This window comes from Microbacterium sp. PM5 (assembly GCF_003293595.1).
GTDB lineage: Bacteria > Actinomycetota > Actinomycetes > Actinomycetales > Microbacteriaceae > Microbacterium.
In genome coordinates this window covers 685,967-711,373 of sequence record NZ_CP022162.1, presented here as the reverse complement: position 1 = coordinate 711,373, position 25,407 = coordinate 685,967, and the positions used below count along the sequence as shown (strand labels likewise).

Sequence of the window (25,407 nt, the reverse complement as noted above, 5' to 3'; positions counted from 1 at the left end):
TCACCGGCGGCTTCTCACCGCCAGACAGGCACGTATTGTGACGACATTCGCTGAACTCGGAATCGATCCCGACATCGTCGAGGCCCTCGCCTCCAAGGGCATCGTGGACGCCTTCCCCATTCAGGAGCAGACGATTCCGCTGGGGCTGCCGGGCCAGGACATCATCGGCCAGGCCAAGACCGGAACGGGCAAGACCTTCGGCTTCGGCATCCCCGTCGTCCAGCGTCTCGGCCTCGACCCGGCGCCGGGTGTGAAGGCGCTCATCGTCGTTCCGACCCGCGAGCTGGCCGTCCAGGTCTACGAAGACATGGACATGCTCACCCAGAACCGCTCCACGAGCGTGGTCGCCATCTACGGCGGCAAGGCGTACGAAGGCCAGATCGACCAGCTGAAAGCCGGTGCGCAGATCGTCGTCGGCACACCGGGTCGCCTGATCGATCTCAACAACCAGCGCCTGCTCGATCTGAGCGGTGCGATCGAAGTCGTGCTCGACGAGGCCGACAAGATGCTCGACCTGGGCTTCCTCGCCGACATCGAGAAGATCTTCCAGAAGGTCGCGCCGGTGCGCCACACCCAGCTCTTCTCGGCGACGATGCCCGGCCCCATCGTGGCCCTCGCGCGCCGCTTCATGAGCAACCCGATCCACATCCGGGCGACCGACCCCGATGAGGGACTGACGCAGGCCAACATCAAGCACCTCGTCTACCGCGCCCACTCGCTCGACAAGGACGAGGTGATCGCCCGCATCCTGCAGGCGGAGGGCCGGGGTAAGACGGTGGTCTTCACCCGCACCAAGCGCGCCGCTCAGAAGCTGGTGGACGAGCTGAACGACCGAGGGTTCAATGCGGGTGCCGTGCACGGCGACATGAGCCAGGAGGCGCGTGAGCGGTCGATGGCCGCGTTCAAGGCCGGCAAGAAGGACGTGCTGATCGCCACCGACGTCGCCGCCCGCGGTATCGATGTCGACGACGTGACCCACGTCATCAACCACACGATCCCGGACGACGAGAAGACCTACCTGCACCGCGCGGGACGCACCGGCCGCGCCGGCAAGACGGGTATCGCCATCACCTTCGTCGACTGGGACGACCTGCACAAGTGGGCCCTGATCAACCGGGCGCTCGAGTTCGGGCAGCCGGAGCCGGTCGAGACGTACTCGTCGAGCCCGCACCTGTACACCGACCTGGACATCCCGGCGGGGACCAAGGGCCGCATCGCGAAGGCGCCCAAGACGGAGTCGGTGCGCACGCAGCGCCCGGCGCCCGAGCGCGCCGTGGATGCCGCGGCCGAGGGAGCCGCTGAGACCGGCACCCGCCGTCGCCGCCGTCGCCGCTCCGGATCGTCGACGATCGGCTCGACGTTCGCCGAAGGATCGTCGACGGGCGCGGATGCCGAGACGGCGCACACCGGCGATGCTGCCGCTGCCGCCGAGGGCGCAGGAACCCACGACGGCGCCGGCAAGGAGCACCGCGACGGCAACGCCGCGCCCGCGCGTCGCCGCCGTCGTCGCCGCGGCTCGGGCGGCGGCGCGCCGGCCACTCCGCCTGTCGCGGGAGCCTGACCTTACGCGCTGATCGCATCGCCTCGGGCACCGCGCCGAGGCCGTTCACCGCCCCGCAGGCTCGGTCGCCGGCGCCTGCGGCGGGTAGACCCAGGTCACCATGACGACCGACACGATCATCAGCAGGAACCACGACACGAGTTTCGTGATCGAGACGGGATGCCATCCATCCAGCTGGTCGGGGTACGCCCACGCACCCGCCCACGTGCCGATGTTCTCTGCGAGGTAGATGAACAGCGCCACGCCGGCGTAGGCAGCCAGGAGCGGCAGCCTCAGCGTGCGACGCCAGACGCGCGCGTGCATCACCGTCCGAGCCCAGAGCAGCGCGACAGCGACAAGGAGCACCCAGCGCAGATCCCAGACGAAGTGATGCGCGAAGAAGTTCACGTAGATCGATGCCGCCACGATCGTCGTGATCCACCGCGGCGGGTAGCGGACGAACGCGAGATCGAACAGCCGGTAGACGCGCACCATGTACGAGCCGACGGCGGCGTACATGAATCCGCTGAACAGCGGTACGCCGCCGATTCGCAGCACGCCATCGGCCGCGTAGGTCCACGATCCGGCATCCGTCTTGAACAGTTCCATCACCGTGCCGGCGACATGGAAGAGCACGATCACCCACAGTTCACGGCCGGTTTCGAGCCGCCCCGCGAGCATCGCGATCTGGATCAGTACGGCCGCGATCGTCAACGCGTCGTTGCGCGCCACCGCAGCATCGTCGGGCCACCACAATCGGGCCGCGACGATCACCGCCAGCAACGAGAAGCCGAACACGCAGGCCCACGCCTGCTTGACCACGAAGACGGCCAACTCCACGGCTGTCGCGCGCGCGCCGCGGTCGGGCGCGCCCCGAAGCACGCGGTGAGCGGCCGCATCGATGCGCCGCTCGAGCGGTGTGGGTTGCTGCATCGCGAGATCAGGCGAAAACGGGCGAACTGCCCGTCGCCCTCCCGATGATGCGCTGCACCATCTCGTCGGCGGTCGTGAACTCTCCCGGTTGGTTGGGCTTTCCCAGTCCGTGATAGTCGCTGGAACCGGTGACGATGAGGTCCCGCTCGGCCACGAGCGTCTGCAGCGCCCCCAGTGCCGGCTCCCGGTTCTCCCGATGGCCGAGTTCGAAGCCCGCGAGCCCGGCATCGAGCATGCGCCCCACGAGACCTTCGGGCAGCAAGCCCCCTCTGCCCGCCGGATGAGCGATGATCGGCACACCTCCGGCATCCACCACCGCCGCCACCGCGGTCACGGGATCGGGCGCGTACAGGTCGACGTAGTAGTCGCTGCCGGGGTGAAGGATGCCGGCGAACGCCTCACCCCGATCGCGGACGTAGCCGCGTGCGATGAGCGCGTCGGCCAGGTGCGGCCGCCCCACGGTCGCTCCGACCGTCGTCTGGGCGAGAATGTCGTCCCAGGTGAGGTCGTAATCCCGGCCGATGCGCTCGGCCATCGTTTGCGCACGAGTCAGACGCGAGTGGCGTATCCGGTCGGTGAGTGCGCGCAGCACCGCATGCTCCGGGTCGAACAGGTAGGCGAGCACATGGACGCTGCGCCACTCGTGACGGGCAGACAGCTCCATCCCCGGAATCAACGTCATCCCGAGCGACGCCGCCGCCTCTGCCGCCTCTGACCAGCCGGACGTGGTGTCGTGGTCGGTCAGCGCCGCGGTGTGTAGACCCACGGCGTGAGCGGCGGCCATCACCCGCGCGGGAGGCTCCGTGCCGTCGGAATGGTCGGAGTGCAGGTGCAGGTCGCTGGGCCCGCGGAACCGCGGCATCCACTCCGCAGTCGACGAGACAACCATGCCCCGAGCGTACCGCCGGCGCGCACGGGACCGGCGTCCACCGCTCACGGTCCGGGAACTCCCAGGAGCACTGCCGTAGAGTCCCACACGTGCTGCGCCTGCTCGGAATCCTCGTGACGGTGGCCGCCGCGATCGCCACGGCGGTCGTCACGTGGCCACAGTTCTTCCGCCTCGAGCAGACATTCCCGTTCGCCCAGATCGTGTCCCTGCGCCCTGTCGTCGTCCTAGTGCTCGGGGCTCTCTTCGTGCTCGGTCTGCTTCTGGCCCTCGCCCGCCCGCTGCGAGCGTTCGCGAGCGCGATCGCGGTCATCGCCCTGCTCGGAGCACTCGCGAACGGCGGCATCCTGCTCGCGCGCGGTGTGGGAACCGGCAGCCTTCCGCCGGCGACGGACTCGAGCATCCGCGTCATGACCTGGAACACCGCCGGTGCGGCCACCGACGCCGAACTCATCGCCCGCACCGCCGTGGCGATGAAAGCCGACGTCGTCGCTCTGCCCGAGACGACGATCGAGACCGGCGAAGCCGTGGCGATCGCCATGCGCGAGATGGGTGCGCCGATGTGGGCCCATCACGAGAACTACGGTGAGCGTCCCGGATACCCGGACTGGGCCGCGAACTCCACGACCCTGCTCATCTCCCCCGCCCTCGGCGACTACGCCGTCGTGGCGTCCACCTCCGACGGAGCGAGCAACACCTCCGCCGTCCCCAGCGTCGTCGCGATGCCCGTGGACGGAAGCGGCCCCACGATCGTCGCCGTCCACGCGGTCGCGCCCCGCCAGGACCGCATGGACGATTGGCGCAGCGATCTGACCTGGATCGCGAATCAGTGCGCGAGCGACGACGTGATCATGGCCGGGGACTTCAATGCCACGGTCGACAACATGGCTCGTCTGGGCGTCGACGGCGGCGACCTGGGCCGATGCACGGATGCCGCGGCCCGCACCGGATCGGGGGCGGTGGGCACGTGGTCCACGTCGCTGCCGCCGCTGATCGGCACCCCGATCGATCACATCATGGCGACGGCGAACTGGACGCCGACGGGATCGGTCGTTCTCGGCTCGCTCGACGGGAGCGGCAGCGACCACCGTCCGCTCGTCGTGCAGTACGAGGCCGCACGGTAAGAGCAGCGACTCACGCCCGCCCTCCGTCGCACAGAAGGAGGTGCGAGACTGGTGCCATGAGCACGAGCGAGAGCGACACGATCGCCACGACCGACACCGACGTCACCCCCGTTGAGAACGCGAACCGCAAGCAGCCGTTCCCGCGCGGCTTCCTCGACACCATCTCGACCGGCTGGGCCGAACGGCCCGAGCTCACCCCCTCGCCACGGCCGCAGGTGCCCTACACGGCGGCGCGCCGCGCTGTCGTGTCCGCCGCCTTCCCCGGGCAGCGTCTCGTGCTGCCGGCGGGAACGTACAAGCAGCGCTCGAACGACACCGACTACCCGTTCCGCGCCCACTCGGCTTTCGCGCACCTCACCGGCTGGGCGAGCGACAGCGTGCCGGATTCGGTCCTCGTGTTCGACCCGCGTGAGGGCGGCGCCGGCCACGACGTGACGCTCTACCTGCGCGAGCGCGCCGACCGGACCACCGCTGAGTTCTACAGCGACGCGACCATCGGGGAGTTCTGGATCGGGCCGCGCCCCGCCCTGGCGGGCGTCGCCGGCGAGCTCGGACTCACCACGGCCCCGATCGAGGACTTCGCGGCGGAAGACGGCGACCTGGTTCTCGATGAGGACCCGGAACTGACGCGTGTCGTCTCCGAGCTGCGCCTCGTCAAGGACGACTACGAGATCGCGCAGCTGCGCCTTGCCGTCGAGGTCACCGCTCGCGGCTTCGACGACATCGTCGCCGATCTGCCGCGGATCATCGAGACGCCCCGCGGAGAACGTGCGGTCGAGGGCATCTTCCACCATCGCGCCCGCATCGAGGGAAACGGCGAGGGGTATGACACGATCGCGGCATCCGGTCCGCACGCCTGCTATCTGCACTGGACCCGCAACGACGGCGCCGTCCTTCCGGGCGACCTCATCCTCATCGACGCCGGTGCGGAAGTCGACAGCCTCTACACCGCGGACATCACCCGCACGATTCCGGTCAGCGGCACCTTCTCGCCCGTCCAGCGCATGATCTACGAGACGGTCCGCGAGGCCGCCGACGCCGCCTTCGCGGCGGCCCGGCCCGGCGTGAAGTTCCGCACGATCCATGAAGCCGCCATGCGCGTCATCGCCGAACGCGTGGCCGAGTGGGGGCTGCTCCCCGTGACCGCCGACGAGGCGCTCGACGCCGACAACGGCGGACAGCATCGCCGCTACATGGTCCACGGGACGAGCCACCACCTGGGGCTCGACGTGCACGACTGCGCCCAGGCGCGGCGTGAGATGTACTACGACGGCATTCTGGAGGCGGGAATGGTCTTCACGATCGAGCCCGGGCTCTACTTCCAGATCGACGATCTGACGGTGCCGGAGGAGTTCCGCGGCATCGGCGTGCGCATCGAGGACGACATCCTCATGACCGCCGACGGTCCCGTGAACCTGTCTGCGGGCATCCCCCGCACCGCCGACGAGGTCGAGGCGTGGGTCGCGGGGCACAACGCCACACGCTGACAGCGCTCACAGCCGCCGGCGCAGCCACGGGACGACGTGGTCGCTGAGCTCGCCGCCGATCTGATCGGCGGGCCGGCGGCGCCCCTTGATCTCGAAGGAGTGGGTGGCGCCGTCGATCCAGACCGTGGTGGCGTCTCGGCATCCGCTGAGCGCCTGATCGTACTGCTCACGGGGATGGATGAACGGATCGTTCGTCCCCTCGACGAACAGCTGCGGCACCGCGATCTGCGGAAGGTGCGCGGCACGCAGCTTCTCCGGAGCGCCGGGCGGATGCAGCGGATAGCCGAGGTACACCAGCGCCGCGGGCGTGATCGCCCCCTCCGCGGCCGCCATCGACGCCATGCGTCCGCCGTAGGACTTGCCCGCCGCCACGAACGGCACGCCGGGAGCCGTCTGGCGCGCTACCGCCTCGACGGCGGTCCAGGCGGCGATCGCGTGCGACGCAGGTCCCGGCATCTTGCGTCCCACCTGCGCGTACGGAAAGGCGAAACGCACCACGCTGACGCCCTGACGCGCGCACCCCTCGCCCAGGCCGAGCAGGAAAGGATGATCCATCCCGGCCCCGGCACCGTGGGCGAGCGCCATCACCGCCCACGGGTCGACCGCCTGATGAAGAGCGGTCGAGACGACGACGGACCCCGTCGGCAGAGCGACCTCCATCACCGCTCCGGCGTTGTCGGTCCCTGTTCTCCGCCGTCGCGGACACCGGCGTCTCCGGCCGGCGGGGCGCTGGGTTGGGTCGGCGCTTCCACGGGCGGCGCCAGACGTTCACCGTATTGCGGCGGATCGACGCGCTCTCCGTACTGCGGGGGTGCGCTCGTGTCCGGAACGGGTGCGGACACCGGCGCCGAGGGCGCGCGATGGGCGGCCGCAGGCGTGACCGTTCTGCCGACGACTTCCCGGGCACGGTGGATGCTGCGCGGGAGGACGGTCACCTCGTACCGGTCGGCCAGCACCTGGGTGATCGACGTGTAGTCGCGGCGGCGGCGGACGATCGAGTACGTGATGATGCTCATGAGCATGCCGAGCGCGATGCCGACCAGCATGACGCCGATGAACAGCTGGATCGCCGCATTCGGCGTGCCGAGCACGAAGATGGCCGAGAAGAGGAGGCCGAGCAGGATGCCGTTCACGGCTCCCGAGCGCGCGGCCGCCGCGTATCCGAGACGCCCGGTGACGGTCTCGACGGAGCGCAGGCCGTGTCCGACGATCGCGATGTCCCGGGCCGGGATGTCCGCCTCCACGAGCTGAGACACCGCCTTCTGCGCCGCCGGATACGTCGCGAAGTCGGCGATCTTCTCGCCGTGTTCCTGGGGTATTCCGCCCAACATGCTCACGCATCCATCTTCGCATGAGCACCCTGTGCATCCGCCGCGGCGCGACGGACGTCTGCCCCGGGCGACAGCAGGCGCGGACTACGCTGGTCGAGTGAGTACGCAGAGGGTTTTCGTGGCACGCCTGGTGGGCTGCACCGTCTTCGACCCCGCGGGCGACCGGCTCGGCAAAGTCCGTGACGTCGTCGTCATCTATCGAAAAGACGACCCGCCGCGTGTGGTGGGCCTCGTGGTCGAGATTCCGGGGCGTCGCCACGTCTTCCTGTCGATCGGGCGCGTCACCTCGATCCAATCCGGGCAGGTCATCACGACGGGCCTCATCAATGTCCGACGCTTCCAGCAGCGCGGTGGCGAGGTGCGCGTCATGAGCGAGCTGCTCGGTCGTCGGGTGTACTTCACCGACGGATCCGGACACGCGGTGATCGAGGACGCCGCGATCGAGCGCAACCGTCTCGGCGAGTGGGACATCGGCCAGCTCTTCCTCCGCAAGCCCAAGACCAGCGCGTCCCCCTTCGCAAAGGGACCGACCACGTTCGCGAGCTGGGGCGATGTGCGCGAACAGGCCGTACCGGGCGAGGCGCAGTCGGCCGAACAGCTCGTGGCGACCTTTTCCGAGCTCAAGCCCGCCGACCTCGCCAACACCCTGCTCGATCTGCCCGACGAGCGCCTCCTCGAGGTCGCCGAGGAGCTCTCCGACGACCGTCTCGCCGACGCGCTGGAGGAGATGCCCGAAGACGACCAGGTGCACATCCTCGAGGCTCTCGGCGACGAGCGCGCCGCCGACATCCTCGACCAGATGGAGCCGGACGACGCCGCCGACGTGCTGGCGCAGCTGCCGGAGGAGCAGCGAGAGGAGCTCCTCGAGCTCATGGAGCCGGAGGAAGCGGAGGACGTCCGCGCCCTCCTCAAGTACGGCCCCGACACGGCCGGCGGTCTCATGACGAGCGAACCGATCGTCCTGTCGGCCGACGCGACGGTCGCGGAGGCTCTCGCCCTGATCCGCCGCCACGAGCTGCACCCGGCCCTCGCCGCGGCGGTGTTCGTGACCCTTCCGCCGTATGAGACCCCGACAGGGCGACTGCTGGGCACGGTGCACTTCCAGCGGATGCTGCGGTACCCGCCGCACGAGCGGCTCGGCGCGATCATCGACGACACGCTCGATCCGGTGCCCGTCACCGCATCCGCCGCCGAAGTGGCGCGCCTGCTCGCGAGCTACAACCTCGTTTCCCTCCCCGTCGTGGATGCCGCACACCGGCTCGTCGGCGCGGTCAGTGTCGATGACGTGCTGGACTACCTGCTGCCCGAGGACTGGCGTTCGCACGACGGCGACGACGACGCACTGACCGCCCCCGCGACGACCGCGATGCTTCCGAGGAGGCCCTGATGGCGAAGGATCGCCGCACCTTCTCGCTGGATGCGCCGCGCGGCCGCGCGGGCATGCTCAGCCGCAGCCCGCAGCCCTCTCGCGACCGGTTCGGCCGCTTCTCCGAAGCCTTCGCCCGCGCGATGGGGACCTCCGGCTTCCTCATCGGCATGACCGTGTTCGTTGCGGTGTGGCTCTGGTGGAACACCGCAATGCCGCGCGAGATGCAGTTCGACGCGGCGGAGAACAACTTCACGCTGCTGACCCTGATCCTCTCGCTGCAGGCTTCGTACGCCGCGCCGCTGATCCTTCTCGCCCAGAACCGGCAGGACGACCGCGACCGCGTGCAGATCGAGCAGGATCGTCAGCGCGCAGAGCGCAACCTCGCCGACACCGAGTATCTCGCCCGCGAGGTCGTCGCCCTCCGCATGGCGATGACGGACGTCTCCGAGCACGTCGTCACCCGCGACGTGCTGCGCCAGGAGCTGAAGGCTCTGCTCGAGTCGTTGGAGGATTCCCGCGACCTGGATCGCCGCGGCGAGAGGTCCGACCAGCCGTGACGTCTGCTCCCAGCGGTTCTGAGCAGGCCACCGGCGACGACGCGCGAGCGGATGACGTGCGGCGAGCCGTCGGCGCCGTCGTCGATCCCGAGCTTCGCCGTCCCCTCGCCGAACTCGACATGATCCGCGACGTGGCGGTCACCGGCACCCGCGCGCGCGTCGAGATCGCGCTGACGATCGTGGGCTGCCCCGCCGCCGACCGCATCGAGCGGGATGTGCGCGCGGCGGCATCCACCGCCTCCGACATCTCCGATGTCGAGGTCGTCGTCGGAGTGATGTCCTCGGCACAGCGCCAGGCGCTCACCACGCGGCTGCGCGGAGATCGTGCCACGCGGACCATGCCCTTCGGGCCCGACGCCCTCACGCGCGTCATCGCGGTCACGAGCGGCAAGGGTGGCGTCGGCAAGTCCAGCATCACCGCGAACCTCGCCGTCGCCCTGGCGCAGCGCGGGCTCGCGGTCGGGTTGATCGACGCCGACGTGCACGGCTTCTCGATCCCGGGACTGCTCGGCCTCGTGGATGCCGAGGGCCGACCGCCCGCACCGACCCGCATCGACGACCTCATGCTCCCTCCCGTCGCCTTCGGCGTGAAGGCGATCTCGATCGGCATGTTCCTCCCGCGCGACCAGCCCGTTTCGGCGGCCGTCGCCTGGCGCGGGCCGATGCTCCACCGCACGGTGCAGCAGTTCTTGACCGATGTGTTCTTCGGCGACCTCGACGTGCTCCTGATCGACATGCCTCCGGGGACGGGCGACGTGGCGATCTCGGTCGGGCAACTGCTGCCGCACGCCGACGTGCTCGTCGTCACGACGCCGCAGACCGCGGCATCCGACGTCGCGGTCCGCAGCGGACTCGTGGCGGCGCAGACCGGCCAGCGGGTGATCGGCGTCGTCGAGAACATGGGGGCGATGACCCTTCCCGACGGCAGCACCCTCGATCTGTTCGGAGCCGGCGGGGGCGAGGCCGTGGCCGCGTCGCTGTCGACGCCAGACCACGTCGTTCCGCTCCTCGCCTCGGTTCCGCTCAGTGTCGATCTGCGGCGCGGCGGCGACGAGGGAGCCCCCGTGGTCGTCTCGCGACCCGATGATGCGGCCGCGCGCGCGATCGCCGCGCTGGCGGAGCGGATCGCGACGACGCCCCGCGGGCTGGCCCGCAGGTCGCTGCCGGTCACGCCGCGCTGACGTCGGCCGCTCAGGTCGCTTCGTCGTCGAACGGGACCTCACCGTTCGGATCGAACGTCGACAGCGGCGGCGCGGGCGCGGTGGCCGCGATCGCCGTGCCGACGGCCGCGGCACGGACCGTGGGAACGGGCGCGTCGTCGAGGAGGGCGTCGCGGATGATGCGCCGCGGGTCGTACTGACGCGGGTCGAGACGGCGCCACTCCACGTCGTCGAAGTCGTCGCCGAGTTCCTCCTTCACGCGCGTCTTGGCTCCGCTGAGCCACTCACGCGCGCGCACGGTGAACCTCGCGAGGGTCTCCGCATACTGCGGCAGCCGCTCGGGTCCGACCAGGAGGGCGGCCACGATCAGGAGCAGGACGAGCTTGTCCCAGTCGAGGCCGAAGAACATGCCTCCAGGTTACCCGTGCGCCTGCCGGAAACGACGCCGAGCGCCCCGTACGCTGGGGACTGGAGGAACCACATGGCCGATCAGGACGCGATCCGCAGGTACGTCGACGACGTCACCGTCGAACCCGAAGCGATCGAGCGCGCCCGTGCGCACGCGCTCGAGCTGGGTGCGGATCCGATCAGCCCGGCGGTGGGCGCCCAGATCGCCGTGATCGCCGCAGCGACCGCGGCGCTGAACGTCGTCGAGATCGGCACGGGTGCGGGGGTGTCGGGCCTGTGGCTGCTGCACGGTGCGCCCCGCGCGACACTCACGACCATCGACAAGGAGCCCGAGCATCTGGCGGCGGCACGAACGGCATTCGCCGACGCGAAGGTACCGCCGGCTCGCGCCCGCTTCATCACCGGCCGCGCCAGCGACGTGCTGCCCCGGATGAACGAGGCGTCCTACGACATCGTGCTCGTGGATGCCGATCCCGAGAGCGTCATCGACCACGTCGAGCACGGCCTGCGGCTGGTCCGCGCGGGCGGCACCGTCCTCATTCCGCGGGTGCTGTCCGGGGGCGCGATCGCAGACCCGGTGCGCCGCGAACCCGTGACGACCGCGTTTCGCACGCTGATCCAGGAGACACAGGCCTCGCCCGCGGTTCTCGGTGCGCTCTCCATCGTGGGCGAAGGGCTCCTGCAGCTGACCACCGTCGCCCCGGATCTGCGCTGAACGCTGGCTGAGGGCTGTCGGCGGCGCACCGCAGGGTACGGAAAAGGGCCGGTCCGAGGACCGACCCTTTCACGTGCGAGATCGTCAGGCTGCGCCGACCACGTCGCCGAGCACGCCGTGAAGTTCCTTGGCCTCTTCGTCATTGACAGAGACGACGAGTCGTCCGCCGCCCTCGAGGGGAACACGCACGATGATGAGGCGCCCCTCCTTCACGGCCTCCATCGGTCCGTCACCGGTTCGCGGCTTCATGGCTGCCATCGCGGGCTCCTTTTCGTCGTCGGACTACCTGTCAAGTTTATCGGTATGCCGAGACACCGGCCGCACGCGGCGTGCCGGAGGGTCGTCTTCAGGGAATCTGGGTGTACGAGTTGCCCAACGCCAGCATCTGGTAGATCCACCACCACTGGCCGATGAGCCCGACGACGAGCATCCCCCACCGCCAGAGAGCGTGCCGCGGGGCGGCGATGGCCCCGTAGAGCGGCGCGAGAGGCAGAAGGAGGCGGAAGATGCTCGACTGCGGAAAGAACACGACCAGCAGATACAGCACGTAGCTCGCCGACCAGAGTCGCATTTCGGGGCCGAGTCGCCGCGCGTGCGGCTCGAACGCGATCACGGCCGCGACGGCCAGCACGGCCACCGCGAGGGCGACGTATCCCGCGATCTCGGGGAGGCCCCACAGGCGGAACCACAGCGCCGCCCCCTGCACGAACCCGTCGAACGGCACGAAGCCGCCCTCGCCGATCCACCCGCGCCGCCACGACAGCTCGGTCTCCATGTAGGCGGCGGGATCCCCCGTGACGATGCCCGCGATCACCTGCCATGAGAAGCCGACCGCCACGGCGAGAACGCCGAGCGCCACGATGTGCATCACCTGCGCCGGCGGGAGCGGGTCGTCGCGCCGGCGCACCCATCGCATGACGCCGTAGGCACCGAGCAGGAGTGCGAACGCCAGCACGCCGGGTCTCGTGTATCCCATGACGACGATCAACGGGTACAGCCACACGAACCGGCGCCGCAGCAGAAGCCGCAGGGCGAGGAACAGCCAGAGCAGGAACAGCGACTCGGCGTAGCCCATCTGGAACAGCGCCGCGAGGGGCGATGCCGCCAGCAGCGCGACCGCCCACAGCGCCGCATCCGCCTCGAGCTTCTCTCGGAGGAGATGGAAGAACGCGAGGCACGCTCCGTATCCGGCGACGATGGCGAGGACCACAGCGGAGAGAGGGTAGTTGCCCGCGAACACCACCGACAAGACCCGCGTCAACGCCGGATAGACGGGCATGAACGCCCACGCGTTCTGCGTCACCGCGCCGGTCGCGTCGACGGGAAGGTGCGTGGGGTAGCCGGCGCTGCCGACGACCCAGTACCACTGGGCATCCCATCCCATCGACAGGGTTCCGATCGTCGCATCCGCGCCGAAGCGCGAGGTCGGGCCGGACAGCTCGGCCGCGACGAGCAGGAAGCCGGTGGTGACCACGCGGGCCGCGAGGTAGACGACGGCGACCGCAACGGCGGGGCGCAGGACGAGCAGCCGCCCGAGCGGACCTGTCCCTCGCAGCGGCGCGGCGGCGGTCAGCGCCCGTTCAGCCATGCCCTCAGGCTCCGCTCGACGTCCTCGATCTGGACGAGCGGCACCCGCTCTTCGTCATGGTGGGCCAAGAGCGGGTCGCCGGGTCCATAGTTGACAGCGGGCACGCCCAGCGCCGAGAAACGCGCAACGTCCGTCCAGCCATATTTCGGGCGGGCCTCGGCACCCACCGCGGCGAGGAACTCCTGTGCGAGCGGTGCGTCCAGTCCCGGCCGGGCGCCGGCTGCGGCATCCACCACCTCGACATCGAATCCGTCCAGCACATGGCGCACGTGGGCTTCGGCGTCGGCAACGCTGCGGCTGGGAGCGAAACGGAAGTTGACCTCCACCTCGCAGAGGTCGGGGATGACGTTGCCCGCGACGCCGCCCGAGATGCGCACCGCGTTCAGCCCTTCGCGATACACGAGGCCGTCGACGTCGATCTCGCGGGGTCGATACTCGGCCAGGCGCGCCAGGATCGGCGCCGCTGCGTGGATGGCGTTCTCCCCCATCCACGAGCGGGCGCTGTGGGCACGGACCCCTCGCGTGCGGGCGACGGCGCGCAGGGTGCCGTTGCACCCGCCCTCCACCTGACCGTTGGACGGCTCCCCCAGAATCGCGAAGTCGGCGGCGAACAGGTCGGGGCGCGTGCGTGCCAGGCGCGTGAGACCGTTGAGGTCCGATGCGACCTCCTCGTTGTCGTACCAGAGCCACGTGATGTCGACTCGAGGTTCGACCAGCTCGGCGGCCAGCTTCAGCTGCACCGCCGTGCCCCCTTTCATGTCCACGGTCCCCCGACCCCAGAGGAAGGCTTCGCCGTCGATCTCGATGTCGCGGGTCGGCAGGTTGGCGTTGATCGGCACCGTGTCGATGTGACCCGCGATCGCCACGCGCTGCGCGCGCCCGAGGTGGGTGCGCGCGACGATCGTGTCGCCGTCGCGGTAGACGTCGAGGTGCTCCAACGGCGAGATCGCCGCGAAGATCGCGTCGGCGAGTGTCGTCTCGTCGCCCGACACGCTCGGGACGTCACAGAGTGCTCGGGTCAGGTCGACGGAGGATGCGGTGAGGTCGAGCACGGGCATGGGGCGAGTCTATCGAGGGGTCCGCCTTCGATAGCCTGGAGGGCATGAGCGAACAGCGGACGGTATGGGGCATCGGCCTCGCGACGACGAGCGAGAACGGCACGATCCTGGACAGCTGGTTTCCGGTGGTGCACACCGGCGCCCCCGACGACGCCGACACGGCCGCCACGCCGGCTTGGGCCGAGTATGCGGGCCACGACGCACGTCGCGCGGTGAACGTCGACATCGTCACGGTCACGATCGACCTCGACGCCGCCCCGGAGTCCACCCCCGACGCCTACCTCCGCCTGCACGCACTGTCGCACCGCATCGTCCGCCCCAACGAGCTCAACCTCGACGGCATCTTCGCCCACCTTCCCATCGTCGCGTGGACCACGGCGGGCGCGATGCACCCCGACGACGCGGAACGCCTGCGCCCGGCCCTGCAGCGCGCCGGCATCCAGGTGCACAGCCTCGACAAGTTCCCCCGCCTGCTCGACTTCGTGACCCCTCCGGGTGTGCGCATCGCCGACGCCTCCCGCGTGCGTCTCGGTGCGTACCTCTCTCCCGGCACGACGGTCATGCACGAGGGCTTCGTGAACTTCAACGCGGGGACTCTGGGCTCCTCGATGGTGGAGGGACGCATCTCGCAGGGCGTCGTCGTCGGCGACGGCTCGGACATCGGCGGCGGCGCGTCGATCATGGGCACGCTGTCGGGCGGCGGCACGCACCGCGTATCGATCGGTGCGCGCACACTTCTGGGTGCGAACGCCGGAATCGGCATCTCGCTCGGCGACGACTGCATCGTGGAGGCCGGGCTCTACGTCACGGCCGGATCCAAGATCGTGCTCCCGAACGAGCCTCCGCTGCACGACGGGTCGCGCCCGATCGTCAAGGGCGCCCAGCTGTCGGGGCAGAACAGCCTGCTTTTCCGCCGCAACTCGCTGACGGGTGCGGTCGAAGCAGTGCGCCGCGAGGGCGTCGGAGTGACCCTGAACGAGGCGCTGCACGCCTGAGCACGCGGGCGCCCCCGACGGATAGCATCTGGTCATGAGCGACCGGATGCCGAAGAAGACGTACGAACGCGAGTTGAAGCGGCTGCAGGCGCAGTTGGTCGACATGCAGGCGTGGGTGCAGAGCACCGGATCACGCATCGTGGTCATCTTCGAAGGGCGAGACGCAGCCGGAAAGGGCTCGACGATCAGTCGCGTCTCGCAGTACCTGAATCCTCGCGTCACACGCGTCGTCGCCCTTCCCACTCCGACCGAGCGCGAGAAGAGCGAGTGGTACTTCCAGCGCTACATCGCCCACCTTCCCGCGGCGGGCGAGATCGTGCTGATGGACCGGTCCTGGTACAACCGCGCCGGTGTCGAGCATGTGATGGGTTACTGCACGAACGCCGAATACCACCGGTTTCTGCATCAGGTGCCCATCTTCGAACGCATGCTGGTCGAAGACGGCATCCTGCTGAAGAAGTACTGGTTCAGTGTGTCGGACGTCGAACAGGAGAAGCGGTTCCGCTCTCGCAACGACGACCCGATGCGACGCTGGAAGCTCTCCCCCAACGACGTCCTCTCGATCACCAAGTGGGAGGACTACTCACGCGCGAAGGACACCATGTTCGTGCACACCGATATTCCGGAATCGCCCTGGTTCGAGGTCGACAACGAGGACAAGCGCCGCGGACGCATCAACATGATCCACCATCTGCTCTCGCAGATTCCCTATGAAGAGGTCGAGCGCGCGCCGATCGCGATCCCAGCCCGCCCGGCATCCGGTGGTTACGAACGCCCGCCGCGGGAGCTGCAGAACTACGTCCCCGACTACGCGGCGACGCTCGCGGACTGATCACGGCCGCAGAAGCGGAGATCAGCAACAGAATCGGATGCCGCGCCCCCCGCGATCCGCATCCGTTGCGTTGGTCCGCGTCCGCTGCGGCACGAGCCGGACGCCGGTCGGAGAACTCAGTCGCGGATGCGCACCGACAGACAGGTGACGCAGCCCTCGAGCTTCTCGAACTCGGTGATCGGGGTCGCGACGACGCGGAGCCCACGCGCCTCGTAGCGGGCGGCGGTCTCGGGGGCGTCGGAGGACATCAGCACCTCGTCGGGGCCGAGGACGACGACCGCCGTACCGTGCTCCTCGGGCACGCTCTCGAACGCCGGGAACGCGGCCGGGTCGTCGACCAGGGGCTCGAAACCGACGACGGTCCCGTCGGGCAGCGCCGTCACACCGCTCTTCAGGTGTAGGACGCGTTCGACGGGGACCGCGACGACCTGCCATCCGCGCGGAGCAAGCAGTGCGGTCAGTTGAGCGATGCCGTCGGCGTTCGTGCGCGATGAGGCACCGACATACACGGTCGAGCCGATCTTCAGAACGTCGCCCCCGTCGAGGGTGCCGGGGGCGACGATCTCGGCAACCTCGAGGCCGGTGGCGGCCACGGCCTCCCGCACCGTCGGAGCCTCCCCCCGACGTGACTCGGCTCCCGCGCGGCAGAGGACCGCAAGATCTCCGAAGACGACGACGGCGTCCTCGACGAACACGCCGTCGGGTTGTTCATCAGCCGCATCGATCTGAATGATCTCCCACCCGCGGGTGCGGAAGACGTCGACGTAGGCCTCCCACTGACGTTGGGCGAGATCGGGATCGACCGAGGTCCTCCCGATGTGGGTCACCTCGCCGTCGGCGAGACGCGGAGAAGGACGACGAACGAGCAGACGCGACATGGCTCGACCCTAGCGGATCGGCCCGCCACGCCTCGCACGGGATGCCGGGTGTTGCGCCGGTCAGACGGACCCGGGGTAGGTGCGCTCGCCGGCGCCTACGTACAGCTGCTGAGGACGTCCGATCTTCGTCTGCGGGTCGTACTGCATCTCGCGCCAGTGCGCCAGCCAGCCGGGCAGGCGACCGATCGCGAACAGTGGCGTGAACATCCGCGTGGGAAAGCCCATGGCCTTGTAGATCACGCCGGTGTAGAAGTCGACGTTGGGGTAGAGGCGACGCTCCTTGAAGTAGTCGTCCTCGAGGGCGACCTGCTCCAGTTCCTGCGCGAGATCCAGCAGCGGATCGTGGACGCCAAGCTCGGCGAGGATCTCGTCCGCCGACTCCTTGACGAGCTTCGCGCGCGGATCGTAGTTCTTGTAGACGCGGTGGCCGAAGCCCATGAGCTTGACCCCGTCCTCCTTGTTCTTCACCCGCTCGACGAAGCGCTGCACACTCTCCCCGGAGTCCTGGATGCGCGCGAGCATGTCGAGCACGGCTTCGTTCGCCCCGCCGTGCAACGGCCCGTAGAGGGCGTTGATGCCGGCGGAGATCGAGGAGAACTGGTTCGCGCCGGTCGACCCGACCAAGCGCACCGTCGAGGTCGACGCGTTCTGCTCATGGTCCTCATGCAGGATCAGCAGACGCTCGAGTGCGCGCGACGTCACCGGGTTCACCTGGTACGTCTCGGCGAGGTTGCCGAAGTTCAGCCGCAGGAAGTTGTCGACGAAGCTCAGCGAGTTGTCCGGGTAGAGGAACGCCTGCCCGATGCTCTTCTTGTGGGCATACGCCGCGATGACCGGAAGCTTCGCCAGCAGCCGAATGGTGTTGAGCTCGACGTGCTCCGGATTGTTGGGGTCGGACTGACCCTCGTAGTACGTGGACAGCGCCGCCGTCGCGGCCGAGAGCACCGACATCGGGTGAGCAGTGTGCGGAAGCGACGAGAAAAAGCGCTTGAGGTCCTCGTGCAGCAGCGTGTGGTGCCGGATCTTGTCGTCCCACTCCCCCAGTTCATCGGCTGTGGGAAGCTCGCCGTACAGCAGCAGCCACGCCACCTCGAGGTAGGTGCTGTTCTTCGCGAGCTGCTCGATCGGGTAACCGCGATAGCGCAGGATGCCCTGATCGCCGTCGATGAAAGTGATCGCCGACTTGGTCGCCGCGGTGTTCACGAAGCCGTAGTCCAGGCTCGTGTAACCCGTCTGTTTCGTGAAGGTCGAGAAGTCGACACTGGGTGCGCCGGCGGTGCCGGAGAGAATCGGCAGTTCGGCGGTGCGGTCACCGACGGTGACGGTGGCCTTCTGGGGGTGTCCCGCGTCGCTCACGAAGCCTCCTTGCGGTGGGTGGGGTCTTTTACAGCCTACTGGGCGCGCGGTCCAACGCAGATCGCGCGCAAAGGAACGGGCAATTCGTAGGAGGAAACCTACGAGACGGTCACCAGGCGCTCCGCTGCTGCAGCGATCCGCTCATCGGTCGCCGTCAAGGAGAAGCGGACGTGCTCGGGGAAGTGCTGCCCATAGAAGTGTCCCGGCCCGGCCAGGATGCCGAGATCGGCCAGGCGGTCCATGGTCTTCCAGGCATCGACGCCTTCGGTGGCCCAGAGGTAGAGGCCGCCCTCGGAGTTGTCGATGCGAAATCCCGCTTCCACGAGTGCCGGCCGGAGAATCTCACGCCGGGCGCGATAGCGCTCGCGCTGCGCAGCCACGTGTGCATCGTCTGCCAGCGCCGCCGTCATGGCACTCTGCACAGGACCGGGAAGCATGAGACCGAGGTGCTTGCGCGCCGTCAGCAGGCGCGACACCAGATCGCCGTCACCGGCGAGGAACGCGGCACGGTACCCCGCGAGGTTCGACTGCTTGCTGAGCGAGTACACCGACAGCACGTCGCGCCGGTCGTCTCCGACGATGCGCGGATCGAGGATGCTGGGGATCGGCGCGTGGGCCCAGGGCCCGTCCCAGCCGAGTTCCGCGTAGCACTCATCGCTGACGATCACGGCGCCGAGCTCCCGTGCACGCGCGACGGCGGCACGGAGTTCGTGGACGTCGAGCACCCGCCCGTCGGGGTTTCCCGGAGTGTTCAGCCAGACCAGGCGCGTGCCCACCGGCCACTGCGCGGGATCGTCGGCGGCGAACGGGGTCGCACCCACCAGCTTGGCCCCCACCTCGTAGGTGGGATAGGCGGCCCGCGGGTGCACGACGATGTCTCCGGCGGACAGGTCGAGCAGCAACGGGAGGAGGGCGACGAGTTCCTTCGAACCGACCGTCGGCAGGACCTCGTCGACGCTCAGACCGGGAACCCCGCGGCGGCGGTCGTACCACGCGGTGATGGCGCCGCGCAGCGCCGCGGTGCCGACCGTCTGCGGGTAGGCGTGAGCATCCGTCGCGGCACGCAGCGCCTCGGCGACGACATCCGGCGTCGGATCGACGGGAGACCCGATGGACAGATCCACGATGCCCCCCGGGTGCGACCGCGCTCGCGCAGCGAAGGGAGCGACGGCATCCCAGGGATAGTCGTCGAGATCGCGGACGGCCATCAGTGCGACTGCGGAGGAAGCGCGGAGATCACGGGGTGATCCTTGGCGATCACACCGACCTTGGCGGCACCGCCGGGCGAGCCGATGTCCTCGAAGAACTCGACGTTGGCGGTGTAGTAGTCCTGCCATTCGGCCGGCAGGTCGTCCTCGTAGTAGATCGCCTCCACGGGGCAGACCGGCTCACACGCGCCGCAGTCCACGCACTCGTCAGGGTGGATGTAGAGCGAGCGCTCGCCCTCGTAGATGCAGTCGACGGGGCATTCATCGATGCAGGCACGGTCCTTCACATCCACGCAGGGCAACGCGATCACATATGTCACGTGTCGAGTCTAGTTCGTGCTCGCCGGGTCATCGTCGAGCGACGACGCTCCGGAGGCCGACGCACGAGGCGCCAGGCGCGGCCAGGCCACGACGATGGCCACCATCACCGGAACGGCCAGCGTCCAGATCACTCCGGTGGAGATCTCACCATCGGCGGGAGCGGGCACGACGACCGACCCGCCCGGGCCCCGACCCGAGAGCACCAACGTCGTCAGCATGACACCGAGACCGGTCGCCAACCCCGCCCAGCGGTCGCCGGTCAGCAGTCGTACCGCGAGCAGCAGGGCACCGGTGCCGGCGACGGCCACGATCAGCCCCAGTGGGATAACCCCCCACTGTGCGGACTGACCGATGGTCCCGGCAGCTCCATAGAGGAGGCCGATCACCGCGGCGACGGCCCAGCTCCCGATCCGTGCGATTCTCACGCCGTGATTCTACGTCGCCCATCCCAGCGCCCGGAGCGCGGCCGCAACGACCGCTGCCGCCACCACGACGACGAGGAAGGGGGCGCGGAGCGTCAGCAGCCCCGCGGCGACGAAGATCGCCGGCACGCGCGCATCGGCGACGATCTGCGGACCGGCGCCCAGCGTCTGCACGGCGACCAGTGCGGCCAGCAGCGCGACCGTCAGCAGGTCGATCGAGCGTTCCGCGCGAGCCGAGCCGAACCATCGCGCGGGAATCGCGTACCCGAGGGCTTTCAGCGCCAGGCACGCGAGCGACGCCGCCAGCACGGCCGTCCACATCGTCATGATGCGCGGCCCGCGAACGCGTTGGTCCACCCGACGGCGAGGGCGACCACGGCGGCGACCAGCACGGGTACGCCGGGCATGAGGACGGGCGTGAGAACCGTGGCGACGACCGCGGCGGCGACGCCGACGGCAATCGCCTGACGGCGACGCAGACGCGGCCACAGCAGCGCAAGGAAGGCCGCAGCCGCGGCCGCGTCCAGCCCGTAGACACGAGGATCGCCGAGGACGTCGCCGAGCAGCGCACCACCCAGCGTCGAGAGGTTCCATCCGACGTAGATGCCGACGCCCGTGATCCAGAAGCCCGCACGCCGCGCCGCAGGATCGCTGTGGGCCAGCGCCACCGCCGTCGACTCGTCGATCGTGACGTGGGGCGCCACGAGACGGCGCCAGCCGCGCCCGACCACCGGAGCCATGCGCAGCCCGTAGGCGACGTTGCGGACGCCGAGCAACGCGGCGGAGGCGATCGCCGCGGGCGCGGCGGCGATGCCTCCCGCGCCGATGACACCGACGAACGCGAACTGCGATCCCCCCGTGAACATGAGCAGGCTCAGCACGCACGTCTGCCAGACGTCGAGGCCGGACGCCACAGCCAGAGCGCCGAACGAGACACCGTATGCGCTCGTCGCGACGGCGACGCCGACGGCCTCGCGCCGCGCGCGACGCACAGCCTCTCGGGCCTCAGCTGCGGCATCCATGCCCACCATCCTGACAGTTCGTCTGCCCGCGAACGCCTGCGGGCGAGTAGGGTGCCCATCATGGAGCGGATCTTCGACATGCCCGTCGCCCGCGTCTACCCGCTCTACGTCCAGAAGGTGCAGCGTAAGGGCCGCTCAGCGGACGACGTCGAGGCCGTCACACGATGGCTGACGGGATACAGCGCCCAGGAACTCGCGGATCACCTCGCCGCGCAGACGAACTTCCGTGACTTCTTCGCGGGTGCGCGTCTGCATCCCGGCGCCGCGCAGATCACGGGTGTGATCTGCGGTGTGCGAGTGGAGCAGATCGCAGATCCGTTGATGCAGAAGATCCGCTACCTGGACAAACTCGTCGACGAGGTCGCGCGAGGTCGCCCGCTCGAGAAGATTCTGCGGGCATGAGACTTCCCGCGGCGCTCAGCCGTCCTGACGCTTCGCGCGCGAGGCGGCGCGGCCGCGCTCGGTCGCGTCGAGCACGACCTTGCGGATGCGCACCTTCTCGGGGGTCACCTCGACGCATTCGTCGTCGCGCGCGAACTCGAGCGACTCCTCCAGCGTGAGCACGCGCGGCGGCGTCATCGACTCGAAGGAGTCGGACGTCGACGAGCGCATGTTCGTCAGCTTCTTCTCCTTCGTGATGTTGACGTCCATGTCGTCGGCGCGCGAGTTCTCGCCGATGACCATGCCCTCGTAGACCTCTTCGGTCGGCTGCACGAAGAAGCTCATGCGCTCCTGCAGCGCGATCATGGCGAACGGTGTCACGACACCCTGACGGTCGGCGACGATCGACCCGTTCTGGCGGGTGGTGATCTGCCCCGCCCAGTCGTCGTAGCCGTGCGAGATCGCGTTCGCGATGCCGGTGCCGCGGGTGATGGTCAGGAACTCGCTGCGGAAGCCGATCAGACCGCGCGAGGGGACGACGAACTCCATGCGCACCCAGCCGGTGCCGTGGTTGGTCATGGTGTCCATGCGGCCCTTGCGAGCGGCCATCAGCTGTGTGATGGCACCGAGGTGCTCTTCGGGGGCGTCGATCGTGAGGTGCTCGAACGGCTCCTTGACCTTGCCGTCCTCGCCGCGCTTGGTGACGACCTGCGGCTTGCCGACGGTCAGCTCGAAGCCTTCACGGCGCATGTTCTCGACGAGGATCGCCAGCGCGAGCTCACCGCGACCCTGCACCTCCCAGGCGTCGGGACGTCCGATGTCGACGACCTTCAGCGAGACGTTGCCGATCAGTTCCCGATCGAGACGGTCCTTGACCATGCGCGCCGTGAGCTTGTGACCCTTCACCTTGCCCATGAGGGGCGAGGTGTTGGTGCCGATCGTCATCGAGATGGCCGGGTCATCGACCGTGATCGCGGGCAGCGGCCGCACGTCTTCGGGGTCGGCGATCGTCTCGCCGATCGTGATGTCCTCGATGCCGGCGATGGCGACGATGTCACCGGGGCCGGCAGATTCGGCCGGGTAGCGCTCGAGAGCACGGGTCTTGAGCAGCTCGGTGATGCGCGCGTTGGTGTGCGAGCCGTCGTGACGCACCCAGGCGACGGTCTGCCCCTTCTTCAGCGTGCCGTTGAAGACACGGAGCAGGGCCAGACGGCCGAGGAACGGCGAGGAATCGAGGTTGGTGACCCAGGCCTGCAGCGGCGCCTCGTCGTCGTAGGCGGGAGCGGGGACGTGCTCGAGGATGGCCTCGAACAGGGGCTCGAGGTCCTCGTTGTCGGGCAGCTCGCCGTTGGCGGGCCGGTTGCGAGACGCGGCGCCGGCGCGACCGGACGCGTAGACGACCGGCACGTCCAGGAGAGCATCGACGTCGAGGTCGGGCACGTCGTCGACGAGGTCGCCGGCCAGACCCAGCAGCAGGTCGTGGGCCTCCTCCTCGACCTCCGCGATCCGGGCGTCGGGACGGTCGGTCTTGTTGACCAGCAGGATCACGGGCAGCTTCGCCTCCAGCGCCTTGCGCAGCACGAAGCGGGTCTGCGGCAACGGACCCTCCGACGCGTCGACCAGCAGCACGACACCGTCGACCATCGACAGGCCGCGCTCGACCTCGCCGCCGAAGTCGGCGTGGCCGGGGGTGTCGATGACGTTGATCGTCACCGGAACCTCGGTGTGGATGCCGTTGTAGGTGATCGCCGTGTTCTTGGCGAGGATCGTGATGCCCTTCTCACGCTCCAGGTCGTTCGAGTCCATGGCGCGCTCTTCGACGTGCGCATGCTCACCGAAGGAGCCGGTCTGACGGAGCATCGCGTCCACGAGCGTGGTCTTGCCGTGGTCGACGTGCGCGACGATCGCGACGTTACGGAGATCCGGACGGAGGGCGTGCGCCATGAAATGACCTAACGAGAAAGGGAGACGCTCCGAGCAGAGCGCCTCCCATTCTACAAGCCGGATGCCGCGGCGTCCTCCGCCGCGCCCCGCGCCGCTCGATCAGGCGTGCGCGGCGGCATCCCCCGGTGTCTCATCGGCGTCCACACCGGCGGCGAGATCGGCCAGACGCTTGTCACGGCGCTCACGCTGGATGTCGGGGTCGGGCACCGGCACGGCTGCCAGAAGACGCTTGGTGTAGGCCTGCTGCGGGCGACGCATGATCTGGTCGCGGGTGCCGACCTCGACGAGAGCGCCGTGGCGCATGACCGCGATCCGGTCGGCCAGCTCATCGATGACGGCGAGGTCGTGGCTGATGAACAGGCAGGCGAACCCGCGCTCGCGCTGCAGATCCTTCAACAGCTCCAGAACCGTGGCCTGCACGGAGACGTCGAGTGCGCTCGTGGGCTCATCGGCAACCAGGACCTTCGGGTTGAGAGCGAGGGCGCGGGCGATGCCCACGCGCTGCTTCTGCCCACCGGAGAGCTCGTGCGGGTAACGGGATGCATAATCGCGCGGCAGTCGCACGGAGTCCAACAGCGCTCGCACGCGCTTGTCGAGGGGCGCGCCCTTGATCTTCTCGGACAGCTTGATCGGCTCGGCGATCGAATCGCCGATGGTCATTCGAGGGTTCAGCGAGCTCGACGGATCCTGGAAGACGATGCCCACCTCGTGGTGGAGGGCGTGCAGCTGCTCGCGGTTCGCTTTCGAGATGTCCATTCCGGCCACGGTCAGGCGTCCGGAGTGGATGGGCAGCAGACCGATCGTGGCGCGACCGATCGTCGTCTTGCCCGAGCCGGACTCGCCGACCAGGCCCAGCACCTCACCCTGGTAGATCTTCAGGTCGATGTGGTCGGCCGCACGGAAAGCCGGCACCCGACCGCGCTTCGGATACTCGATCGCGACGTCGTCGAACGACACCACCACGGGAGTGGACGGGGTGGCAGCATCGGGAGCCTGCAGATCCTCGGTGGTGATGCGCGGCACCGCCGACAGCAGCGCCTTCGTATACGGATGCTGCGGGTCGGCGAAGACGCTCGCGACCGTGCCGGTCTCGACGATGTCGCCCTGACGCATCACGACGATGCGGTCGGCCATGTCGGCGACGACGCCCATGTCGTGCGTAATCAGCAGGATGGCCGAGCCGAGACGGTCCTGGAGCTTTCGCATGAGCTCGAGGATCTCCGCCTGAACGGTCACATCCAGCGCGGTCGTCGGCTCGTCCGCGACCAGCAGCAGCGGGTCGCACGACAGCGACTGCGCGATCATCGCGCGCTGACGCTGGCCGCCGGACAGCTGGTGCGGGTACGAGTCGAAGGCTTTCTGCGGGTCGGGAAGCTCGACCAGCGTCAGAAGCTCGACGGCCCGCGCCTTGGCCTCCGCCGGAGACACGCCGAAGTGCTGGCGCAACGTCTCCACGATCTGGAACCCGACCGTCAGGACCGGGTTCAGCGCCGTCATGGGCTCCTGGAAGATCATCGAGATCTGGTTGCCGCGGATCTCCTGCATCTCCCGAGGCTTCATGCCGATGAGCTCGCGGCCAGCCAGCTTCGCACTGCCGCTCACGCGGGAGTTCTTCGGCAGCAGGCCCAGCAGCGACATCGACGAGACGCTCTTTCCCGACCCGGACTCACCCACGATGGCGAGCACTTCGCCGGCAGCGATCGAGTAGGAGACGTGACGTGCGGCGGGCACCCAGTACCCGTCGACGCCGAAGTCGACGTTGAGGTCGGTGACCTCGAGCACCGGACCGCTGTCCGGCTGGTGCGCCTCGGTCGTGGGCAGCATGCCGCGGGAGGTTCTCATCGGCGGTTTCCTTCTGTTGTGCGTGCGAACGGACTCGTGGTCCGGAATGC

At 69.0% G+C, this 25,407-nt stretch carries 27 protein-coding genes; 10 read left to right on the top strand and 17 right to left on the bottom strand.

What is annotated here, in order from left to right:
* Nucleotides 1-37 precede the first annotated feature (37 nt).
* Complete coding sequence (locus CEP17_RS03535) at nt 38-1,561, top strand: DEAD/DEAH box helicase (RefSeq protein ID WP_112931289.1); 1,524 nt, start codon at nt 38-40, stop codon at nt 1,559-1,561.
* 45 nt (nt 1,562-1,606) lie between these two features.
* Here CEP17_RS03535 and CEP17_RS03530 read toward each other — a convergent pair whose 3' ends face one another.
* Complete coding sequence (locus CEP17_RS03530; RefSeq protein WP_112931288.1) at nt 1,607-2,473, bottom strand: DUF817 domain-containing protein; 867 nt, start codon at nt 2,471-2,473, stop codon at nt 1,607-1,609.
* Nucleotides 2,474-2,480: 7 nt separating this feature from the next.
* Nucleotides 2,481-3,362: a PHP domain-containing protein gene (locus tag CEP17_RS03525; protein WP_112931287.1), complete on the bottom strand. Its 882-nt coding sequence runs from the start codon at nt 3,360-3,362 to the stop codon at nt 2,481-2,483.
* A gap of 89 nt (nt 3,363-3,451) precedes the next feature.
* On the opposite strand from CEP17_RS03525, the gene CEP17_RS03520 reads away from it, so the two are divergent.
* Entirely contained in the window at nt 3,452-4,483 is a 1,032-nt protein-coding gene (locus CEP17_RS03520) for an endonuclease/exonuclease/phosphatase family protein (RefSeq protein ID WP_112931286.1), read from the top strand.
* 56 nt (nt 4,484-4,539) lie between these two features.
* Nucleotides 4,540-5,970: an aminopeptidase P family protein gene (locus CEP17_RS03515; protein ID WP_112931285.1), complete on the top strand. Its 1,431-nt coding sequence runs from the start codon at nt 4,540-4,542 to the stop codon at nt 5,968-5,970.
* Nucleotides 5,971-5,976: 6 nt separating this feature from the next.
* Here the strand turns inward: CEP17_RS03515 and CEP17_RS03510 are convergent, their stop codons facing one another.
* Both CEP17_RS03510 and CEP17_RS03505 read right to left on the bottom strand, forming a co-directional pair.
* Nucleotides 5,977-6,630, bottom strand: coding sequence for an alpha/beta family hydrolase (locus CEP17_RS03510; RefSeq protein ID WP_112931284.1), 654 nt, complete (start codon nt 6,628-6,630; stop codon nt 5,977-5,979).
* Nucleotides 6,630-7,301 carry a general stress protein gene (locus tag CEP17_RS03505; protein WP_112931283.1) on the bottom strand — a complete coding sequence of 224 codons (672 nt, stop codon included), beginning with the start codon at nt 7,299-7,301 and terminating at the stop codon, nt 6,630-6,632. Before CEP17_RS03505 ends, CEP17_RS03510 begins: the two co-directional genes overlap by 1 nt.
* A gap of 97 nt (nt 7,302-7,398) precedes the next feature.
* On the opposite strand from CEP17_RS03505, the gene CEP17_RS03500 reads away from it, so the two are divergent.
* From CEP17_RS03500 to CEP17_RS03490, 3 genes are read left to right on the top strand one after another with little or no spacing between them, the layout of a single operon-like run.
* Nucleotides 7,399-8,688, top strand: coding sequence for a CBS domain-containing protein (locus tag CEP17_RS03500; protein WP_039415784.1), 1,290 nt, complete (start codon nt 7,399-7,401; stop codon nt 8,686-8,688).
* Nucleotides 8,688-9,227, top strand: coding sequence for a DUF1003 domain-containing protein (locus tag CEP17_RS03495; protein ID WP_036315034.1), 540 nt, complete (start codon nt 8,688-8,690; stop codon nt 9,225-9,227). The genes CEP17_RS03500 and CEP17_RS03495 overlap by 1 nt, the downstream gene beginning before the upstream one ends.
* Complete coding sequence (locus CEP17_RS03490; RefSeq protein WP_112931282.1) at nt 9,224-10,408, top strand: Mrp/NBP35 family ATP-binding protein; 1,185 nt, start codon at nt 9,224-9,226, stop codon at nt 10,406-10,408. The genes CEP17_RS03495 and CEP17_RS03490 overlap by 4 nt, the downstream gene beginning before the upstream one ends.
* Nucleotides 10,409-10,418: 10 nt before the next feature.
* Here the strand turns inward: CEP17_RS03490 and CEP17_RS03485 are convergent, their stop codons facing one another.
* Entirely contained in the window at nt 10,419-10,796 is a 378-nt protein-coding gene (locus tag CEP17_RS03485; protein ID WP_112931281.1) for a Sec-independent protein translocase TatB, read from the bottom strand.
* 72 nt (nt 10,797-10,868) lie between these two features.
* On the opposite strand from CEP17_RS03485, the gene CEP17_RS03480 reads away from it, so the two are divergent.
* The gene (locus tag CEP17_RS03480) at nt 10,869-11,510 is read left to right on the top strand and encodes a class I SAM-dependent methyltransferase (protein WP_112931280.1); all 642 of its coding nucleotides are present in this window, start codon (nt 10,869-10,871) and stop codon (nt 11,508-11,510) included.
* 84 nt (nt 11,511-11,594) lie between these two features.
* Here the strand turns inward: CEP17_RS03480 and CEP17_RS03475 are convergent, their stop codons facing one another.
* The 3 genes from CEP17_RS03475 to dapE form a co-directional block, all read right to left on the bottom strand.
* Nucleotides 11,595-11,768, bottom strand: coding sequence for a DUF3117 domain-containing protein (locus CEP17_RS03475; RefSeq protein WP_005053677.1), 174 nt, complete (start codon nt 11,766-11,768; stop codon nt 11,595-11,597).
* A gap of 88 nt (nt 11,769-11,856) precedes the next feature.
* Nucleotides 11,857-13,098 (bottom strand): hypothetical protein, encoded by a 1,242-nt coding sequence (locus CEP17_RS03470; protein WP_112931279.1) that lies wholly within the window; start codon nt 13,096-13,098, stop codon nt 11,857-11,859.
* The gene (dapE, locus tag CEP17_RS03465) at nt 13,080-14,156 is read right to left on the bottom strand and encodes a succinyl-diaminopimelate desuccinylase (RefSeq protein WP_036317430.1); all 1,077 of its coding nucleotides are present in this window, start codon (nt 14,154-14,156) and stop codon (nt 13,080-13,082) included. Before dapE ends, CEP17_RS03470 begins: the two co-directional genes overlap by 19 nt.
* A 44-nt stretch (nt 14,157-14,200) precedes the next feature.
* Here dapE and dapD point away from each other — a divergent pair, with 44 nt between their 5' ends.
* Nucleotides 14,201-15,151 (top strand): 2,3,4,5-tetrahydropyridine-2,6-dicarboxylate N-succinyltransferase, encoded by a 951-nt coding sequence (gene dapD, locus CEP17_RS03460; RefSeq protein WP_112931278.1) that lies wholly within the window; start codon nt 14,201-14,203, stop codon nt 15,149-15,151.
* 46 nt (nt 15,152-15,197) lie between these two features.
* Nucleotides 15,198-15,983, top strand: coding sequence for a polyphosphate kinase 2 (gene ppk2 / locus CEP17_RS03455; RefSeq protein ID WP_036317436.1), 786 nt, complete (start codon nt 15,198-15,200; stop codon nt 15,981-15,983).
* A gap of 116 nt (nt 15,984-16,099) precedes the next feature.
* On the opposite strand, the gene ddaH is transcribed toward ppk2, so the two are convergent.
* From ddaH to CEP17_RS03420, 7 genes are all read right to left on the bottom strand, one after another.
* Complete coding sequence (gene ddaH, locus CEP17_RS03450; protein ID WP_112931277.1) at nt 16,100-16,861, bottom strand: dimethylargininase; 762 nt, start codon at nt 16,859-16,861, stop codon at nt 16,100-16,102.
* Between the two features lie 60 nt (nt 16,862-16,921).
* The gene (locus tag CEP17_RS03445) at nt 16,922-18,217 is read right to left on the bottom strand and encodes a citrate synthase (protein WP_039415799.1); all 1,296 of its coding nucleotides are present in this window, start codon (nt 18,215-18,217) and stop codon (nt 16,922-16,924) included.
* 98 nt (nt 18,218-18,315) lie between these two features.
* Nucleotides 18,316-19,425: a succinyldiaminopimelate transaminase gene (gene dapC / locus CEP17_RS03440; protein ID WP_112931276.1), complete on the bottom strand. Its 1,110-nt coding sequence runs from the start codon at nt 19,423-19,425 to the stop codon at nt 18,316-18,318.
* Nucleotides 19,425-19,745, bottom strand: a complete 321-nt coding sequence (fdxA, locus tag CEP17_RS03435; RefSeq protein WP_036314968.1) for a ferredoxin — start codon at nt 19,743-19,745, stop codon at nt 19,425-19,427. Before fdxA ends, dapC begins: the two co-directional genes overlap by 1 nt.
* Before the next feature lie 9 nt (nt 19,746-19,754).
* On the bottom strand, nt 19,755-20,171 hold the full coding sequence (locus tag CEP17_RS03430; RefSeq protein ID WP_112931275.1) for a histidinol dehydrogenase: 417 nt from the start codon (nt 20,169-20,171) through the stop codon (nt 19,755-19,757).
* Nucleotides 20,172-20,180: 9 nt separating this feature from the next.
* Nucleotides 20,181-20,495: an AzlD domain-containing protein gene (locus CEP17_RS03425; RefSeq protein ID WP_036314955.1), complete on the bottom strand. Its 315-nt coding sequence runs from the start codon at nt 20,493-20,495 to the stop codon at nt 20,181-20,183.
* Nucleotides 20,492-21,190 (bottom strand): AzlC family ABC transporter permease, encoded by a 699-nt coding sequence (locus CEP17_RS03420; protein ID WP_112931274.1) that lies wholly within the window; start codon nt 21,188-21,190, stop codon nt 20,492-20,494. Before CEP17_RS03420 ends, CEP17_RS03425 begins: the two co-directional genes overlap by 4 nt.
* Before the next feature lie 60 nt (nt 21,191-21,250).
* Between CEP17_RS03420 and CEP17_RS03415 the strand changes: the two genes are divergently transcribed.
* Nucleotides 21,251-21,592, top strand: coding sequence for a DUF2200 domain-containing protein (locus CEP17_RS03415; RefSeq protein ID WP_036284927.1), 342 nt, complete (start codon nt 21,251-21,253; stop codon nt 21,590-21,592).
* Between the two features lie 15 nt (nt 21,593-21,607).
* Here the strand turns inward: CEP17_RS03415 and typA are convergent, their stop codons facing one another.
* Both typA and CEP17_RS03405 read right to left on the bottom strand, forming a co-directional pair.
* Nucleotides 21,608-23,515 (bottom strand): translational GTPase TypA, encoded by a 1,908-nt coding sequence (gene typA, locus CEP17_RS03410; RefSeq protein WP_036284930.1) that lies wholly within the window; start codon nt 23,513-23,515, stop codon nt 21,608-21,610.
* Nucleotides 23,516-23,614: 99 nt separating this feature from the next.
* Complete coding sequence (locus tag CEP17_RS03405; protein WP_039415815.1) at nt 23,615-25,357, bottom strand: ABC transporter ATP-binding protein; 1,743 nt, start codon at nt 25,355-25,357, stop codon at nt 23,615-23,617.
* Nucleotides 25,358-25,407: the final 50 nt, after the last annotated feature.

Excerpts from the sequence above, each read along its gene's own strand:
- CEP17_RS03510 (WP_112931284.1), bottom strand. The coding sequence starts at position 6,630 with ATGGAGGTCGCTCTGCCGACGGGGTCCGTCGTCGTCTCGACCGCTCTT.
- dapE (WP_036317430.1), bottom strand. The coding sequence starts at position 14,156 with ATGCCCGTGCTCGACCTCACCGCATCCTCCGTCGACCTGACCCGAGCA.
- CEP17_RS03515 (WP_112931285.1), top strand. The coding sequence starts at position 4,540 with ATGAGCACGAGCGAGAGCGACACGATCGCCACGACCGACACCGACGTC.
- ppk2 (WP_036317436.1), top strand. The coding sequence starts at position 15,198 with ATGCCGAAGAAGACGTACGAACGCGAGTTGAAGCGGCTGCAGGCGCAG.
- CEP17_RS03495 (WP_036315034.1), top strand. The coding sequence starts at position 8,688 with ATGGCGAAGGATCGCCGCACCTTCTCGCTGGATGCGCCGCGCGGCCGC.
- CEP17_RS03480 (WP_112931280.1), top strand. The coding sequence starts at position 10,869 with ATGGCCGATCAGGACGCGATCCGCAGGTACGTCGACGACGTCACCGTC.
- typA (WP_036284930.1), bottom strand. The coding sequence starts at position 23,515 with ATGGCGCACGCCCTCCGTCCGGATCTCCGTAACGTCGCGATCGTCGCG.
- dapC (WP_112931276.1), bottom strand. The coding sequence starts at position 19,425 with ATGGCCGTCCGCGATCTCGACGACTATCCCTGGGATGCCGTCGCTCCC.
- CEP17_RS03485 (WP_112931281.1), bottom strand. The coding sequence starts at position 10,796 with ATGTTCTTCGGCCTCGACTGGGACAAGCTCGTCCTGCTCCTGATCGTG.
- CEP17_RS03420 (WP_112931274.1), bottom strand. The coding sequence starts at position 21,190 with ATGGATGCCGCAGCTGAGGCCCGAGAGGCTGTGCGTCGCGCGCGGCGC.
- ddaH (WP_112931277.1), bottom strand. The coding sequence starts at position 16,861 with ATGTCGCGTCTGCTCGTTCGTCGTCCTTCTCCGCGTCTCGCCGACGGC.
- CEP17_RS03425 (WP_036314955.1), bottom strand. The coding sequence starts at position 20,495 with ATGACGATGTGGACGGCCGTGCTGGCGGCGTCGCTCGCGTGCCTGGCG.
- CEP17_RS03525 (WP_112931287.1), bottom strand. The coding sequence starts at position 3,362 with ATGGTTGTCTCGTCGACTGCGGAGTGGATGCCGCGGTTCCGCGGGCCC.
- CEP17_RS03505 (WP_112931283.1), bottom strand. The coding sequence starts at position 7,301 with ATGTTGGGCGGAATACCCCAGGAACACGGCGAGAAGATCGCCGACTTC.
- CEP17_RS03475 (WP_005053677.1), bottom strand. The coding sequence starts at position 11,768 with ATGGCAGCCATGAAGCCGCGAACCGGTGACGGACCGATGGAGGCCGTG.
- CEP17_RS03415 (WP_036284927.1), top strand. The coding sequence starts at position 21,251 with ATGGAGCGGATCTTCGACATGCCCGTCGCCCGCGTCTACCCGCTCTAC.
- dapD (WP_112931278.1), top strand. The coding sequence starts at position 14,201 with ATGAGCGAACAGCGGACGGTATGGGGCATCGGCCTCGCGACGACGAGC.
- CEP17_RS03530 (WP_112931288.1), bottom strand. The coding sequence starts at position 2,473 with ATGCAGCAACCCACACCGCTCGAGCGGCGCATCGATGCGGCCGCTCAC.
- CEP17_RS03405 (WP_039415815.1), bottom strand. The coding sequence starts at position 25,357 with ATGAGAACCTCCCGCGGCATGCTGCCCACGACCGAGGCGCACCAGCCG.
- CEP17_RS03470 (WP_112931279.1), bottom strand. The coding sequence starts at position 13,098 with ATGGCTGAACGGGCGCTGACCGCCGCCGCGCCGCTGCGAGGGACAGGT.